Below are 16,466 nucleotides of genomic sequence, written 5' to 3' on the forward strand. Positions count from 1 at the left end.
CCCGGCTGGTTCCCCGCAAAGAGCCTGTTGAGACAGACCGCCGACTGAGCGCTCCCCATGCCGTGTCGCGCCGCCAGCACAGCCTTGCCCTGTAAACGCCAGTGAGCAGGAACGTCTGATCTTCACGCCCGGCACAAAGGACTACGGCGTCGACATCCCTGCATAACGGCGGCCCGCTTGATGGCGAAAAGCCGAGGGAATCCCACTTTCACTCTGCGGCAGCCTGCTCGCGCATGCGACGGGCTTCGTCGCGCAGGAACTGCTGATAATCGTCCAGATCGCCGTCGAAGGGCTCGACGCCGCCCTTGGTGACGAGCCAGAACTCGTCACATACGGCGCGCAGCAGGGCCCGATCGTGACTGACCAGCATCACAGTGCCTTCGAATTCGTTGAGCGCCATGGCTAGCGCCTCGCGGGTGGCCAGGTCGAGGTGATTGGTCGGCTCGTCGAGCAGCAGCAGGTTGGGGCGCTGCCATACGATCATGCACAACACGAGCCGCGCCTTTTCACCGCCGCTCATCGTGCTAACGGCCTGATGGACTGTATCGCCACTGAAGTTGAACGTACCGAGGAAGGTGCGAAGCGATTGTTCGGTGCCGCTCTGACCGGGGGCGCGCATGTGCGCCGGCGTGTCCCTGGCCAGACGGATCATGTGTTCCATCGGCGTGTCCAGCGGGCGCAGCACGTCGAGTTCCTGCTGGGCGAAGTAGCCGATATTCAGGCCTTTGCCCTCGCTGATTTCGCCGGCAATCGGCGCCAGCGCGTGCGCCACCGTCTTCACCAGCGTGGATTTGCCCTGGCCGTTGGCACCGAGAATGCCGATGCGCTGCCCGGCCAGTACCGAACGGTTGATGCCGCGCACGATGACCGTGGGCGGTGTGCCCGGCGGTGCGCCGGTGGGCGTGGGATAGCCGAAGCTCGCGTCCAGCATCGACAACAGCGGGTTCGGGACGTTGAGGGGCTCTTTGAACTCGAAGTTGAACTCCGCATCCGCAAGCACCGGCGCGATCTTCTCCATGCGTTCGAGTGCCTTGACCCGGCTTTGCGCCTGCTTCGCCTTCGAGGCCTTGGCCTTGAAACGGTCGATGAACTTCTGCAGGTGAGCGATCTTGTCCGCTTGCCTCGCCATCGCGGCCTGCTGCAACAAAAGCTGCTCGGCGCGCATGTCTTCGAACTTGCTGTAGTTGCCGCCGTAGCGCACGAGTTTGGCGTTGTCGACGTGCACCGTCACCTGCGTCACCGCGTCGAGGAATTCGCGGTCATGGCTGATCACGACCAGCGTGCCTTGATAGCGCTTGAGCCACGCTTCCAGCCAGACCAGCGCGTCCAGGTCCAGGTGATTGGTCGGCTCGTCGAGCAGCAGCAGGTCGGACGGGCACATCAGCGCGCGCGCCAGTTGCAGTCGCATGCGCCAGCCGCCGGAGAAACTGTTGACGGGCTGATCCAGTTGCGCGGCCGTAAAGCCGAGTCCCAGGATCAGCGCCTGGGCACGTGCGGGAGCATCGTGCGCGCCGGCGTCGTGCAGGGCCATATAGGCGTGCGCCATGCGCATGCCGTCGTCGCTGGCTTCGGCGGCGGCGACTTCGGCCTGCGCGGCGAGCAGCACGGTGTCGCCCTCGACTACGAAATCGGTCGCGCCCTGCCCGGTCTCCGGCATGTCCTGCGCGACCTGGCCCATTTTCCATCCAGGGGGAATCGAGAACTCGCCGCTATCTTCGTGCAGCTTGCCGTTAAGAAGGCCGAAGAAGGACGACTTGCCGGCGCCGTTGCGGCCGACCAGACCAATCTTTTCGCCGGGGGCGAAGGTGACGGACGCGCGATCGAGCACGACATTGACGCCGCGGCGCAGGGTGACATTACGGACGGAAATCATAAGGAGGTACTTCGGAGAGGACAGGCATGATAGCCGACGGGACGGGCGGCGCGGTCTCTTTTCTGAGCTGCGTGCGCTGCGTGCGTTCAGCCGGGGCCACCGGTCACTACGCAAGGGGCTGTTTGAATTCCGGAATCCCGGTGGAGACAGGGAACGGATCGCTATCCGCGCGGAGCGGGAATCGTCGCGATCATTTTGAAGCCAGATACCGTTGAGGTGATTCGCCGGTAATTTGTCTGAACATGGCGATAAATGCGCTTGCTGTGCTGTAGCCGAAATCCCGTGCGATTCGTTGCACCGGTTCGCCGAGCGCAAGCCGTGTTATCGACTCTGCCACTCGCATCTGTTGCCGCCACACGCCAAACGACAGGCCGGTTTCCGATTTGAATTTTCGTTCGAGTGTGCGGCCGCTCGCTCCAAAGTGTTCTCCCCAGAACGCCAGCGTCAGTGTGCTCCCCGGATCGTTCATCATGTGCTCGCATATCTGGGCGAGACGTTCGTCACCGGGTAGCGGTACGCCAGCCTCGGGGAGCGCCGGCAGCCCGGCAAGCACATTGAGCAGGAGCGGCGCGGCGAGGGCCGCGCGACTGTCAGGTGCGTATGTTTCGCCTCCTTCGCTGAGCGTTAGCGCCAGTTCTCGCACGAGCGGCGTGGCGGCGATGACTGCCGGCGCGGTCCATTGCCAGGGAACAGCCTCGGGTTCGACCCAGACACTGCACAGTTCGGATTCGCCGACGGAATGCAGTTCGTGATCGACATTGGATGGCAGCCACGCTGCGCGTGAGGGCGGCAACGTCCATGTGCGGGAGGGGGTGAGCACACGCACGACCCCACGCGCTGCAAAGACGAGTTGCCCGTGTTGATGCTGGTGCCAGGCTTCACGTTCGCCATGACGATATTCGATAGCGATCCCAATCGCCGTGCGGGCGAGCGGCTGACGCTGCCGTGGGTAATGCTGGAATAGGGAGCCTTTCATCCTGTTGCTCGAAACAAGCCAGTCATCAAAACTGCAATGCAGTCCATATATCGCTTTTTTGACAGAATTTGTCGGAAATTCGTTATCGGCTGTCGCCCTTTCGAGCTTTCAACCCGCTAAGCTTCGTGTCTGTCGAAGCCCTATACGCACCGCAATAATATTGTAAATGCTTCTCATTTTCTCGTTGCCGTCTGCGCCATGGTTGATTGATTCAACGGGAAACGCCAACTTTCTGGGGATTCATTCGCAGGTGTGCCCGGCGGTTTCGATGCCGCCCGATTGCTGACGATCGTCAACGATGGTCTGCATGGGATGAATGGATTTCCACCGCCTGAAATCACGATGTTTCAGCTTTTGTGTGCATTGCCGCTTGCGGCAAATGCGATAGCCATCGCGCCTGGCTGCGTCGCGTATCTGTCTTCACGGTGATGAATTCACGATGGTCCCAGACAAAATTCCACGCGTTCCAGGACGCAAAATACTCGTTGTCCTGCCGCTTGTCCTGCTGGCGTTTCTCCTCTGGTGGACGCTGCTGCGTACGCGCACGATCGTCGATACGACGCCGGTGGGACGCGGCGATATCGAGCTGAGCGTGAGCGCGCTCGGCACGTTGCAGCCGCAGAGTTACGTCGACGTGGGCGCGCAGGCGTCGGGAGAAATCCGTCGTATTGCCGTGCAACCGGGCAGCGTGGTCCGCAAGGGCGATCTGCTCGTCGAGATCGATCCGTCGGTACAGCAGGCCAAGGTCGATGCCGATCATGCCGTGCTCGACAGCTTGCGCGCGCAACTGGACGGTGGGGAAGCGAGCGCCGTACTCGCGCGTCAGCAGGACGAGCGTCAGCGCCGCATGGACGCCGAAGGTGCGACGCGCGCCGAGGACAGGCAGATGGCGCAGGCCACGCTGCGTTCCGCACAGGCGCATGTGGTGGATTTGCGCGCACAGATCGCCGGGGCGTCGTCGACCCTCAAGGGGGACCAGGCGCAACTAGGCTACACGCGTATCTACGCGCCGATGGCGGGCACCGTCATTACGCTCGATGCGCGCGAAGGGCAGACGCTTAACGCGACCTATCAGACGCCGAAAATCCTGCGCGTCGCCGATCTATCGACCATGACGGTGTGGACCGAGGTGTCGGAAGCCGACGTGCGGCGCGTGCATCCCGGCATGCCGGTCTATTTCACGACGCTCGGCGACGACCGGCGCTGGACCGGCACAGTGCGCCAGGTCTTGCCCGCGCCGCCGAATGCGCCGGCCGACGCCTCGTCGCCAACGGAAGTGCAGAAGGGCGCGGGCACCGGCGGCGCGGGCAAGGTCGTGCTCTACACCGTGCTCTTCGACGTGCGCAACGCCGATCACGCGCTGATGCCGCAGATGAGCGCGCAGGTGTTTTTCGTGGAGGCGTCGGCGCATGGCGTCGTGCTCGCGCCGCTCGCCGCGCTGCAAGCCGTTGCGGGCAAGACCGATGTGTATACAGCGCAGGTCCGCACGCCGGGCGGCGACATCGTCGCGCGCGAGGTCCGCACGGGCGTGCACGACCGGTTGCGCGCGCAGGTGCTGGCCGGCCTTCAGCCGGGCGAGCTGCTCGTGACCGGCATCCGCCGCGAACGCGCGGCGGCGGGGAGGTTCCAGTGGTAACGACTGAGCCGGCAGCCGACGCCGCGCGGGTCCCGCTAATCGAACTGATCGGCATCCGCCGCGTCTATGGTGGCAAAAGCGGCGACAAAAGCGGTAGCGACGACAGCCCCGCCACCGAGGCACTGCGCGGCATTTCGCTGTCGATCGCGGCCGGCGAGTTCGTCGCGATCATGGGCCAGTCGGGGTCGGGAAAGTCCACGCTGATGCACATCCTCGGTTGCCTCGACCGGCCGAGCTCCGGCACCTACCGGTTTGCGGGCCGCGATATTGCCGGGTTTTCCGCCGACGCGCTTGCCTGGCTGCGGCGCGAAGCGTTCGGCTTTGTGTTCCAGGGCTATCACCTGATCCGCACGCTCGACGCGCAGCACAACGTGGAAGTGCCCGCCGTGTACGCGGGCACGCCGCTCCCGGAGCGCGAGGAGCGCGCCCGGGCGCTGCTCGAACGCCTGGGACTCGCGGGCCGCTTCGGGCATCGGCCGGGGCAATTGTCGGGCGGTCAGCAGCAACGCGTGTCGATCGCGCGCGCCCTGATGAACGGCGGCCACATCGTACTCGCCGACGAGCCGACCGGCGCGCTCGACAGCCGAAGCGGCGCGGAAGTCATGGCTCTGCTGAAAGAACTCGCCGATGCGGGCCACACGGTCATTCTCATCACGCACGACCGGGCCGTGGCCGGGCAGGCGCGGCGCATCATCGAAATCCGCGACGGACAGGTCATCGCCGATTCGGGCGCGTCGGCGTGCGCGGCCGCGCCGCAGCTCGAACCGCAAGCGTTCGCGGCGCGCATGAGTGAAGGCGTCGCGCACACGGCAAGCCTCTGGACCGATGTGCGCGAGGCGCTGGCGTCGGCGTGGCGCACGCTCGGCGTGAACCGCTTCCGCACTTTGCTTACGCTGCTCGGCATCGTGATCGGCGTGGCCTCGGTGATCGTGATGCTCGCGGTCGGCACGGGCACGCAGGCGAAAGTCGCGCAGAAGATGGCGCTGTTTGGCGCGAGCCGGCTCTACGTCGTGCCGGGGTCGGACGAGGCGCGCGGCGTCGGCGGTGTGCTCACGCAGGCCGATGTGCCGATCGTGCAGGCGGTGCCCAATGTCGCCGCGGCCATGCCGTTTCTGCGCGGCCAGGCGACGCTGCGCGCGGGCAACGCCGACGCGGCCGCCTCGATCTGGGCCGTCACGCCCGACGCGCCGCATATCCTGAACTGGCGGCCCGTGCGAGGTCAGTTCTACGACTGGCAGGACGAGCGCCGGCTCTCGACGGTGATGCTGCTCGGCAAGAAGGTGCGCGAGCGCCTCTTCGGCGGCGAGGACGCCGTCGGCAAGTATGTGCTGGTCAACAACGTGCCGTTTCAGGTGATTGGCGAACTGGAGGAAAAGGGCGCGGTCTCGGGCGATGCCGATGACGACGACGTCGTCATGATGCCGTTCTCGACCGGCAGCCGGCGCGTGCTGGGCAAGACGAGCCTGTCATGGATTTCCGTGCTGCTCGACGAGTTGTCGCAAGCCAGTCAAACCGTCGACGCAATCACGGCGCAGTTGCAGGCCGCCCATCACGTACGCGATTTTCAGGTCTACAACGCGGCGGCCGCGATCCAGGCTCAGGAAGACACGCAGCGCACGATGACGCTGATGCTCGGCTTGATCGCGGCAATCTCACTGCTGGTGGGGGGGATCGGTGTGATGAACATCATGCTGATGACGGTGAAGGAGCGCACGCGCGAGATCGGCATACGCATGGCGACGGGCGCGCGGCAGCGCGACATCCAGCGCCAGTTTCTCGCCGAGGCGGTGATGGTGTCGCTGGTGGGCGGCGGTGCAGGCGTGGCCGCGGGGCTGGCGATCGGGGCCGCGCTGATCGCGTGGGACGTGCCGGTGATTTTTTCGGTGCGCTCGATCGTCGGCGCGTTTGCATGCGCGGTGGCGACCGGTCTGATCTTCGGGTTCATGCCGGCGCGTCAGGCTGCGCGGCTCGATCCGGTCATGGCGTTAGGGAGCGAATGAGGTGGCGGCGACTATCCCGGTTTTGACGCGCATGCGTTCAGGCTTCGTGCTGGCCCTGGTCGCACAGCTGACTGCCTGTTCGTTGCCGGTCGTGAAGACCGGGGCCGGCATCGCGCTGCCGGCGCGCTGGCAGTCAGCGTCGAGCGTCGATGCAGCGGGCGTGAACGCCCAGTGGTGGCAGTCGTTCGGCAGCGCGGAGCTTACGGCGCTTGTCGAAGCCGCCCAACAAGACAGCTTCGACGTTGCGGCCGCCGTGGCGCGCGTGCGTCAGGCCGATGCCCTGGTGCGCGTGAGCGGCGCGTCGCTCTTGCCGCAGATCGACGCGGGCGTTTCCGTGGAGCGTACCAGGGAAGTCGGCTATCCAATGTACAACGATTACTCGGGCTACTTCACCGCGAGTTACGAACTGGACTTGTGGGGCGCGAACCGCGCCACGCGCCAGGCGGCCATCGATACGCTCGGCGCGAGACGGGCCGAGCGCGACGCCGTGGCGCTGACGCTCACAGCCGATTTCGCCAATACCTGGCTGCAGGTGCTCGCGTTACGCGAACGTGCGGCCATCGCGAGGCAGGATCTTGCGGCTGGCGAGCGACTGCTGGGGTTCGTCGAAAGCCAGTACCGCGCGGGGGCGGCGACAGTCAGCAATGTGGCCCAGCAGAAGACGCTCGTAGCGCAGCTCACGCAGAGCGTGGCGCAATACGGCCAGCAGGCACAGTACAGCCGCATCGCGCTGGCGACGCTGGCCGGAAAGCCGCCGCAGGGCTTCCAGGTGGCGGGTGACTCGCTCGATGGATTGACGATCCCTGTCATCGGCGCGGGCGTGCCGGCGGACCTGCTCACGCGGCGTCCCGATATCGCCGAGGCGGAGCGCAAACTCGCTGCCGCCGATGCCGACGTGACCGTCGCGCGCGCCGCGATGCTGCCGGCCGTCACGTTGACTGCCGATGCGGGCGCGGGCAACACGCGGCTGGCCAATCTGCTCGAGCATCCCATCTACGATCTCGTAGCGGGATTGAGCGCACCCATCTTCCATGGCGGCGCGCTGGCGGCAAGCCGCGATCTTGCGCTGGCCCAGCGCGAGGAACTGCTGGCGGATTACCGCGCCTCGATCGTGAGTGCGCTAGGCGACGTCGAATCGGCATTGAATGCGATCGACGGCATCATGACCCGACAGCGAGCCCAGGCGGACGTGCTCGATCAGGCGCAGATAGCCTTGCAGCAGGTCGAATCGCGCTACCGGGCAGGCGCGCAAACGCTGCAGACACTGCTCGACGCGCAGCGCACGCTTTACGCCGCGAAGGACGAGGCCTTGCAACTGAAGCTCGCCCGCCTGCAGGCAGCGGTGGCGCTGTACAAGGCGCTGGGAGGCGGGTGGGATGTGAAGCAGGAAAACGGTGTGACGTCCGTTGCACCGGCGACAAGAGCCGCCGCTCAGGCGCAATTCGAACGGGGGCAACCGGGATGGGCAATTTCCAGCACAACGATCGACGGCAACTCCTGACCGGCTGGCCACTGCCCGGGCTAAAGCCCACGCGTGCACGCGGCATCGTCCTCGGATTGTTACGCGGCGCGCTACACGAGGACCGCCACGTCGATGCCGAGACACTCTATCGGACGGCGCTCACGGCTGGAGACATGATATCGCTGGCGTCCATCTACCGGGCACTGGCGGATTTTGAGCAACTGGGGCTAATCCAGGTTCACGCGTTCAGGGGGATGCGCAAGGTGTATGAGCTCGATGTTGGGCAGTCTCGCGATCATCTGGTGAATGTCGATACCGGCGAAATCAGCCATTTGCCGCCCCAATCGCTCGATACGTGTTGTGCGTTGGTCGCGGCGGAGCGCGAGGTCCAGGTAGTACACCGCCATGTGACGCTTTATGTGCGGGACAATCGAGCCGGATAGCCGCGCCAAAGCCTCGACTGGCGGATTTGCCTCACGGCAATCCGCCATCGGCCTGACAGGGGCACATCCGCCTGACGGGCCAATCTACACTAAGAGGATGGCTTCCCGAGATCAGAAGTCGCTGCGCACGGTCAGCATCACATTGCGTTTGTCGCCGAACACGCTGTAGAACTCACCCGGCGGACGAATGTAATAGCCGCGGTTGAAGATATTGTTCAGCTGTAACGACGCTTCGACATGCTTGTTGAAGCGATAGCCGACCTGGGCATTGAAAATCGCGTACGCGCCTTGCTCAACGCCACGCGAGATGCGCGTTTGCGCGAGCATGCCGCCACCCACGTTGAAGCCGCGCAGCAGCCCCTGCGTGAAGCGATAGTTTGTCCAGAGCTTGAACAGATGCCTTGGATCCTCGCCGTCGGTGAGATCGGGCGCATCGTTCTCGTAATGTTCGTCAAGATACGTATAACCGGCGTAGACGTTCCAGTCCGGCATCGGTTGTCCCGTGACTTCCAGTTCGAAGCCCTGATCGCGCGCCTTGCCGGCAGCAAGGTAGTAATACTCGTGCTCCGGGTCGCTTACGGCGCGATTGTTGTCGTTGATGCGGAACAGCGCCGCGTTCGCGTTGAGTTTGCCGCCAAGGAAGCTGCCCTTTACGCCGACTTCATACTGCTCGCCGGAGCGCGGCGGCAGACCCTCCCCGCTGTATGTCGTGTCCGTCTGCGCATCGAGAAAACGCGCATAGCTCGCGTAAGCCGTGATGGACGGCACCACATCCCAGACAAGCGCCGCCGACGGCAGGAAGCGATGATTGATCTGGGCGTTCGTCGTCCAGCCAGTCACATCGGGCAAGGTGGATTGCGTGCGATCCTGGAGAAAGGCCTCGCGACCGCCCAGCACGAGTGCGAGGGGTTTGGCGAGATGGATGCGCGCCTGGGCATAGATACCGTATTGCACCGTGCGTTCGTTGGTGCCGTAAGTAAACGGCACGTCGACGGCGGGCACGGCGTTCGGGTCGTAGAGGCTGAACTGGCCGCCGTCGTAAGGTCCATCGACGCTCACGAAACCCGACTGCGCCGTCGAAGACATCACCGAATAGTTGGCGCCGACGGTCAGCGTATGGTTCTGGCCGAATAGCTCGATCGGACCCGAGACGTGCGTATCCGCGCCGAACCAGTCATAGGTGTTGCGCTGGCGTTGGTCGCCATAATAGGACAGTCCGTCGGCCGTCGCGCCCGGCCCCGAATAGGCGTAGTACGACTTCAACAGTTCGTGCCGGTAGAACAGCGTGGTGGATGCTTTCCAGCCGTTTTCGAAGCGATGTTCGAGATTGCCGTTGAACTCCTGGATCGACGTGTACGAGTAGTTCCAGCTCGGGCTGAAGTTCTGCGAGTATGAACTCGGCACACGCCCGAGCAGTGCGGTCTGATCGTCATTGAGGACGCCGCCCGCACCGTAATCGAGGCCTGAGGTCGGCGAGACCTGATAGCCGCCGGAGAGCGACAGCGTGGTGCGTGGCGTGATGTCCCAGTCGATTGCGCCATAGGCGAGCACTTCCTTGTCACGCGTGTGATCGACCGACTGGAGTCCGTCACTACCCACCAGCACGGCACGGCCGCGCACCGTGCCATCCTTGTTGAGCGGGCCGGTCACGTCGACCATCTGGCGCACACTGCCAAACGAATCAACCTGCGTTTCCGTCGCGACATGGAACTCGTCCTGCGGCCGTTTGCGCACGAGATTCGCCACGCCGCCCGGCTCGCCAATGCCGTCGAGCGCTCCAGCCGCTCCGCGCAGCACTTCGACGCGGTCGTACATCGCCATGTCGAACTGCGTCTGGTATTGCAGGCCGCTTACGAGCGAAACGCCATCGAATTCAATGCCAATCTGCGAGCCGCGTGAGCGGAAATACGCGGTGCCATCGCCGTAGTTGACCGAGGTTACGCCGGTGACGTAGCGCAGCGCATCCTGGATCGTGCTGATGTTCTGGTCGTTCATCTGCTCGCGAGTCAGAACCGATACCGACGCCGGCACTTCCTTGATCGGTACCGCGACCTTGCCAGCGATCGTTACCTGCCTGGCGGCGTAGGTGCCGCTACCCTCGGTGGTGGCGTCGTCGCCAGCGTTGCCGGCGACCGTCACGGCGGGCAATATTTCGCCGCTTTGTCCCGCATCCTGCGCACGCGCGTACGGCGCAACGAGCACGCCCAACAGGGCAAACGCGATCGGCGTCATTTTCGGCGTGACCATCGTTGTTAGTCGTGGCGTCAGCCGCCTCCACGCCTCAACACGCATGCGGCGCGTACCCATCTGGTCTTTTCTCGTTCTCATAGACAATCATCCCACTGTTTAAATAGCCGAACGGCATCGACCCGCCTGAGGCGGGTAAAGAAAAATCCGGGGAACAATTTCGTTATGAGCGGGTTACTGGCAGGGCCCCGCATTGCCCTGAACGACGTCGCCCGCCGGGACGGCCGACGACGTCGAGATGGTGGCGCGCGCAACGTTTTCCGGTCACTCGCCGGCTGCATCGATCACGTCGCGACGACGCCATGCGCAGCTATGAGCGCATATGCCCGCGTCGAAGCATCAACGCGACCAGCCACAGGCCGCCGATCAACGTCGCAACGAGGCCGGCGGCGACGTCCTGAGGAAAGGCAATCTGCCGGCCGAGCCAATCGGAGACGACCATAAGCAATGCACCGACGGCGGCCGCGAGATAGACCTGCGCAAGTGGCTTTCGGGCGCCGGACAGCCGTGCGATATGCGGCGCGATCAGGCCCACGAACGACAGCGGCCCGACGATCAGCGTCGCGGCCGCTGTCGCCAGGGACGCCAGCAGCAGCAAAGCGAAGCGCGCGAGAGCGACCGGCACACCCAGACTCGCCGAGATCGATTCGCCGACGCCGAGTACGGTCAGCCAGCGCGTTGTCAGCGGCACGAGGGCCAGCATGAGCAGCGCGAGAGCGGCCATGCTCCACGCGACGGCAGGGGCGACGTAGTAAGTCGAACCAACGAGTAGATCGATCAGGATGCCCGCACGCGGATCGCCGCTCGCCATCGTGGCGCCTACCACGGCCTGAAACAGCGAGCTGATCGACAGGCCCACCAGCAGCAATCGCTCTGGCGCGAACTGCGCGCGCCGCCCGAAGCCGAGCAGCGCCAGCAGCGTCACAAGCGCCCCGCCGATGCAACCGCCGAAGAGCGCGCCTGCTGATGCGGCACTGCCGGCGAACAGCACGATCACGATGCCGAACATCCCGCCGGAACCGACGCCGAGCAGATCGGGACTCGCCATCGGGCTCGCGCTCATGCGCTGAAGCAGCGCGCCCGCTGATGCCAGCAAGGCGCCCGCAGCCAGTGCGGCGGCAAGGTGCGGGATGCGCCAGAACGCCAGTGCCTCGATGCGCGCGGGGCTGGCGACCGCCCAGCCGTGCGGTCCTTGAGAGATGACGCAGGACAAGACGCACGCGACGACGAGGCCCGCTCCCCATCCTGACCCGAGACGAAGCGGCGAACGCTCGCGCCCCGGCGCCGAAAGCGGCGGCGTGGTCTGACGCGCCGGGGCGGCCGGGCGCAGACGGGGCAGCAGGGCGATCAGCAAAGGCACGCCGACGATCGACGTCAAGGTGCCCGTTGGAATCAGGTTCGCGGAGAACATGTCCGTTTGTGAGGCGAAACGCACGAGTTCGTCGGTCAGCCAGAGAACCGCGGCGCCCGCCGCCGGCGCCCATAGAAGGCGCTGGCGCAAGCGCCTTGCACCGGCCAGGCGCGCGAGCAGCGGAGCCGCCAGGCCAATAAAGCCGATCACGCCGACCTGTGCAACCACGAACGCCGTCAGCGCCACCGCCACAAAGAGGGCCGCCGCACGCATCGCGCCAACTCGCATGCCGAGGCTGCGCGCGCTTGCGTCGCCCGCATCGAAAAGCTTTAGTGGCCGGTAAAGCAGGGCCGCCGCGAGCGCGCTCGCGGCGAGACGCCATACCAGTTGCTGCGCGGTTTGCCAGCCTGTCTGGTCGAGTGCGCCGCCGCCCCAGATCTGAAGACCGCGCAGCAGATCGAAGTGCAATACCGCGATCGCCAGGCTGATCGCACCACAATAGAGATTCACGATCATGCCGGCGAGGATCACGCTGATGGGCGTCATCCCCTGCGCCCAGGCCAGCGCGAACACAACGAGCATGGCGAGGCCGCCGCCAGCCAGTGCGAGCGACTCGCGGCCCACGCCCAGCCAGCCTGGCCACCAGACGCTGGCGACACTCAGCGCGAGATACGCGCCGGGAAAGATGCCGAGTGTCATTGGCTCGGCGAGCGGATTGCGCAGAACCTGCTGGGTGAGCACGCCGGCCAATCCGAGCGCGGCGCCGCACATCAGTGTGACCGCTATGCGCGGCAGCAGGCACTCATGCACCAGCACGTCACGCATGTCGTCGAGGTTCGGTGCGAACAGGGCGCGCCAGAACGGCGCGCCGGCGAGCGCGCCATGCAGGTCGAGTGCGGCCAGGCACGCGGCAAGCGCTAACAGGCTGCCAACCAGCCAGCCGATCGGTACGAAGCGACGCGGCCTGATGGTAGCGTTGGCGCGGCTCGGCATTGCGTCATCCAAGACCGTCTCCTCCCGCATCGATTGCGGCGAGCGCGGCGACCGCTCCTTCAGCGAAACGTTGCATCGATACGAGGCCGCCATAAGGCGCAATGACCGGTAGCACGGCCACGCGGCGCGAGCGTGCCGCGGGCAGTGCGCGCCACAGCGGGCTTGCCGTGAGCGAGACGCGTACGGCGGGGTCCAGCGGGCCGACGAGCAACAGGTCGGCATGCGAAACGTCGAGCAGTCGCTGGAGCGGCACGGTAGCGGTTCCCATCGCATTCGCGGCCCAGCGCGCCATGGGTGCGCCGGGCGGGTTCGCGGCGTTGATGACGCCCAGTCGCCCCAACACTTCGTCGAACAGACTGCCCGCAGCATAGACGCGCACATGCCGTTCATCGACCACATCGGCGACGATGACGCTGCGAGGCGGCGCACTGTCCGCGAGATGGCCGGAGCGCGAATGCAGGCTGGCGGCGGTGTCGGCGATCGCGTTGTTCGTCGAGGCGATGAGCGCAGTAGCCCGCGCCGGCACGCCGAGCGCGCGCGCCATCGTCGCCGTTTCGTCGCACAGACCCGCGTAAGGGCGCGGTGCGCTCATGTACGCGCCGAGCGTGAGGGTCGGCGCGATCCGTTGCAACGGCGTCTGCAGACTGGCATGGCCGGGTGTCACGATCAACAGATCAGGTTTTAGCGCGAGCAGGACGTCGAAGTTCGGCTGATAGAGCAGGCCGACATCCGCGACACCGCGAGGCAGCGGCGGCACGGCGACGGTATTGCGATACCAGTCGGGCAGAGGAATGCCGACGGGCGCGACACCCAGCGCCAGCAGCGTTTCGGTGAGCTCCCAGTTCAGCACGACGACGCGTCGCGGCGCGCCGCTGTCCGCCGCCCAGCCACTCAAAGGGCGCACCGAAAAACCTAGCATCAGTGCGGCCGCCGTGCGCAGGCCACGCCGACGTTGCGCATCGGGTGCGCGTGCGGCGCGCCGGGGAAGTGCCTCGCTCATGCGGGGAACCCCAGCCGCCGGCCGCTCGTCGTATCGATACTCACGCGCATCGGCACACCGTAAATGGCTTCGAGGGCAGTCGAGTCGATGATCTCGTCGGCATGCGCACTGAGCAGCAGACGCCCCTCGCGCAGCGCCACGATGCGATCGCAGAACCGCGCAGCCATGTTGATGTCGTGCAGCACGACGACGGCCGTCATGTTCCGCGTCTTGCAAAGCGTGCGAACCAGTTCGAGCACGGTGAGCTGATGTGCAATGTCGAGCGCCGAGGTGGGCTCGTCGAGCAGCATGCATTGGCAATCCTGCGCGACCAGCATGGCTAGCCACGCCCGCTGACGCTCGCCGCCGGACAGGCTGTCGACCAGTCGTGTCGCGTAATGGGCCACATCGGCGTCGCGCATGGCGTTTTCGACGTGCGCCTTGTCGGTTGCGGTGAACCGGCCCAGCGCGCCATGCCATGGGTAGCGGCCGAGTGCGACCAGTTCCCGCACGGTCATGCCGTCGGTTGCAGGCGTCTGTTGGGGCAGGTAAGCAATTTCGCGCGCCAGATCGCGCGAATGCCAGTCAGCGAGCTTGCGGCTATTCCAGGCCACGGCGCCCGTGGTGGGCAACATCTGCCGCGCGAGAAGTTTCACGAGCGTCGATTTGCCCGATCCGTTATGGCCAACCAGCCCGGTTACGCTCGCGCGCTCAATGGCCAGATCCAGGGGATGCAACAGCGTGCGTCCGCCTGCCGCGAAACTGACGTTCGCGAGCGTAAATGCGTCGGCGCTCGTCGCTGCCGATTGGCTCGCACCGGCCGCGGGCTGTGTCATGTAGGAACGCTGGTTCATGCCGCTGTCGCCATGGTCCATTCCGTGCCACGATGGCCGGCGCTGAGTCGACCGCTATCAAGCTTGATGATCCGGTCCGCGAGCGGAAAATAGCGGTCGTCGTGTGTGATCACGAGTACCGTCTTGCCGCGCGCTTTCAATTGCGGGAGCAGGGTTCGATAAAACACTTCCTTGAATTCGGGGTCCTGATCGGCGGCCCATTCGTCGAAGACATAGAACGGCCGGTCTTCCAGCACCGCCACAAGCAGGGCGAGCCGCTTGCGCTGCCCTTGCGAGAGCGCGAGCGTGGAAAATGCACCGTTCTCGATTCGCACCTTGTGATCGAGTTGCAACGCAACCAGCAGCGCGCGTGCGTTTTCCTCGCTCTGCGCCGGCAAGCCCAGCAGGGAGTCGAACAGATGGAAGTCGCTGAATACCACGGAGAAGCGCTGTCGATAAGCTGCGCGATCGCTTGCCGTCACAGGCGCTCCGTCAACCAGGATACGTCCGCTTTCCGGCGCATAGAGTCCAACCAGCAGCTTTGCAAAGGTGGTCTTGCCGCTGCCGTTGCCGCCGACGAGAAACACGAGCTCACCTGCATCGAGCGTCAGGTCGAGCGGCCCGAGCGTGAAAAAGCCGTCGTCGTGATCTCGCATGTAGCGGTGCTCGACGTGCTCGAATGCGATGGATGCGAATGATACGTGCGCGGCGGCAGGCGGCGCGGATTGCTCCGGCGGCAGCGCCGTCTCGAGGCGGGCGACACGCTCGAACGCGATGCGCGCCGAGCCGATCGACGGCAACGCCGCGAGCAACCCTTCCACCGGCATGATGAGATAAAGAAACACGAGCGCGTAGCCGGACATCACATGCGCATCGGCATGGAATGCATGGGCGAGCACGAAGATCGTCAGGCCGACGAAGGCGAACAGCAGCAGATTGCCCCAGCTAGCCGCGACAGCGTGCAACACGTAACCGCGCGTGCGCTGCCGTCGAACAGCCTCTACGTGGGGCGCGATGTCGCGGTCGACGAACGCGTCGGAGCGCGCGCGATGCAGTTTCAGTTCCTTGGCGCCGTCAAATAGCGCGCGAAACTGGCTCAGCAGGCTGTCTTCCCGTTCGCGCGAGGCGCGCAAGTGTGTCAACGCGCGTGTACTGACCAGGTGTGTGCCCCACGAACCCACGCCCAGCACGATAAAAGCGAACACGAGGATCGGCGAGGACAGCATGCCCAGGTAAATGAGGCAACCCGCAATGACGGCGCCCTGCATGACGATCGAGGGCAGGCTGATAAAGAAAATCACAATGCTGTCGAGATCCTGGGTCAGCGCCCCAATCGCACGTGAAGCGCCGCAATGTTCAAGATCGCCATACGACGCAGCCGTGATACGCCGGATTGCCTGCATGCGCAGGCGCGCCTTGGCGCGCTGGCCGAGATACATGAACAGCGTCTGCGAGCCTACGCGCGTCGCGAGTACGAACAGAGCGAGCCACGCGAATCGCAGGCCGAGCGCAAGCAGTTCCTCCGCGCTTGCACGCAGGGCCTGGTTGATGAGGGCAACCAGTGCGGCATTCGCCAGCCCGCTCGACAGACTGATGAGAAGCGCAATGGGCAGCAGCCATCGCGAACTGCGTATCAACGGGGCGATCAAGGACATGACGCGCAAAGAAGTTGG

General features: G+C 65.1%; 11 protein-coding genes. 4 read left to right on the top strand and 7 right to left on the bottom strand.

Features of this window, described 5'->3' with window-relative positions:
• Positions 1–208: 208 nt before the first annotated feature.
• Together B0G62_RS27585 and B0G62_RS27590 are read right to left on the bottom strand one after the other, a co-directional pair.
• Positions 209–1,873 carry an ABC-F family ATP-binding cassette domain-containing protein gene (locus B0G62_RS27585; protein ID WP_103707351.1) on the bottom strand — a complete coding sequence of 555 codons (1,665 nt, stop codon included), beginning with the start codon at positions 1,871–1,873 and terminating at the stop codon, positions 209–211.
• 190 nt (positions 1,874–2,063) lie between these two features.
• Positions 2,064–2,849, bottom strand: coding sequence for an AraC family transcriptional regulator (locus B0G62_RS27590; protein ID WP_103707352.1), 786 nt, complete (start codon positions 2,847–2,849; stop codon positions 2,064–2,066).
• A gap of 439 nt (positions 2,850–3,288) precedes the next feature.
• Between B0G62_RS27590 and B0G62_RS27595 the strand changes: the two genes are divergently transcribed.
• From B0G62_RS27595 to B0G62_RS27610, 4 genes are read left to right on the top strand one after another with little or no spacing between them, the layout of a single operon-like run.
• Positions 3,289–4,485: an efflux RND transporter periplasmic adaptor subunit gene (locus B0G62_RS27595; RefSeq protein WP_103707353.1), complete on the top strand. Its 1,197-nt coding sequence runs from the start codon at positions 3,289–3,291 to the stop codon at positions 4,483–4,485.
• Positions 4,479–6,485 carry a MacB family efflux pump subunit gene (locus B0G62_RS27600; RefSeq protein ID WP_103707354.1) on the top strand — a complete coding sequence of 669 codons (2,007 nt, stop codon included), beginning with the start codon at positions 4,479–4,481 and terminating at the stop codon, positions 6,483–6,485. Before B0G62_RS27595 ends, B0G62_RS27600 begins: the two co-directional genes overlap by 7 nt.
• A 31-nt stretch (positions 6,486–6,516) precedes the next feature.
• Positions 6,517–7,986 (top strand): efflux transporter outer membrane subunit, encoded by a 1,470-nt coding sequence (locus tag B0G62_RS27605; RefSeq protein ID WP_103707355.1) that lies wholly within the window; start codon positions 6,517–6,519, stop codon positions 7,984–7,986.
• Positions 7,947–8,390, top strand: coding sequence for a Fur family transcriptional regulator (locus B0G62_RS27610; protein ID WP_103707356.1), 444 nt, complete (start codon positions 7,947–7,949; stop codon positions 8,388–8,390). Before B0G62_RS27605 ends, B0G62_RS27610 begins: the two co-directional genes overlap by 40 nt.
• A gap of 111 nt (positions 8,391–8,501) precedes the next feature.
• On the opposite strand, the gene B0G62_RS27615 is transcribed toward B0G62_RS27610, so the two are convergent.
• From B0G62_RS27615 to B0G62_RS27635, 5 genes are all read right to left on the bottom strand, one after another.
• Complete coding sequence (locus tag B0G62_RS27615) at positions 8,502–10,637, bottom strand: TonB-dependent siderophore receptor (RefSeq protein ID WP_244193398.1); 2,136 nt, start codon at positions 10,635–10,637, stop codon at positions 8,502–8,504.
• Positions 10,638–10,947: 310 nt separating this feature from the next.
• Entirely contained in the window at positions 10,948–12,993 is a 2,046-nt protein-coding gene (fhuB, locus tag B0G62_RS27620) for a Fe(3+)-hydroxamate ABC transporter permease FhuB (protein ID WP_244193399.1), read from the bottom strand.
• Complete coding sequence (locus B0G62_RS27625; RefSeq protein WP_103707359.1) at positions 12,986–13,981, bottom strand: ABC transporter substrate-binding protein; 996 nt, start codon at positions 13,979–13,981, stop codon at positions 12,986–12,988. The genes fhuB and B0G62_RS27625 overlap by 8 nt, the downstream gene beginning before the upstream one ends.
• A complete protein-coding gene (locus B0G62_RS27630) occupies positions 13,978–14,814 on the bottom strand; it encodes an ATP-binding cassette domain-containing protein (RefSeq protein WP_407671250.1) in 837 nt (278 codons plus the stop codon). The genes B0G62_RS27625 and B0G62_RS27630 overlap by 4 nt, the downstream gene beginning before the upstream one ends.
• Complete coding sequence (locus B0G62_RS27635) at positions 14,811–16,448, bottom strand: cyclic peptide export ABC transporter (protein ID WP_103707392.1); 1,638 nt, start codon at positions 16,446–16,448, stop codon at positions 14,811–14,813. Before B0G62_RS27635 ends, B0G62_RS27630 begins: the two co-directional genes overlap by 4 nt.
• Positions 16,449–16,466: the final 18 nt, after the last annotated feature.

It is taken from the genome of Paraburkholderia eburnea, from assembly GCF_002917095.1.
GTDB lineage: Bacteria > Pseudomonadota > Gammaproteobacteria > Burkholderiales > Burkholderiaceae > Paraburkholderia > Paraburkholderia eburnea.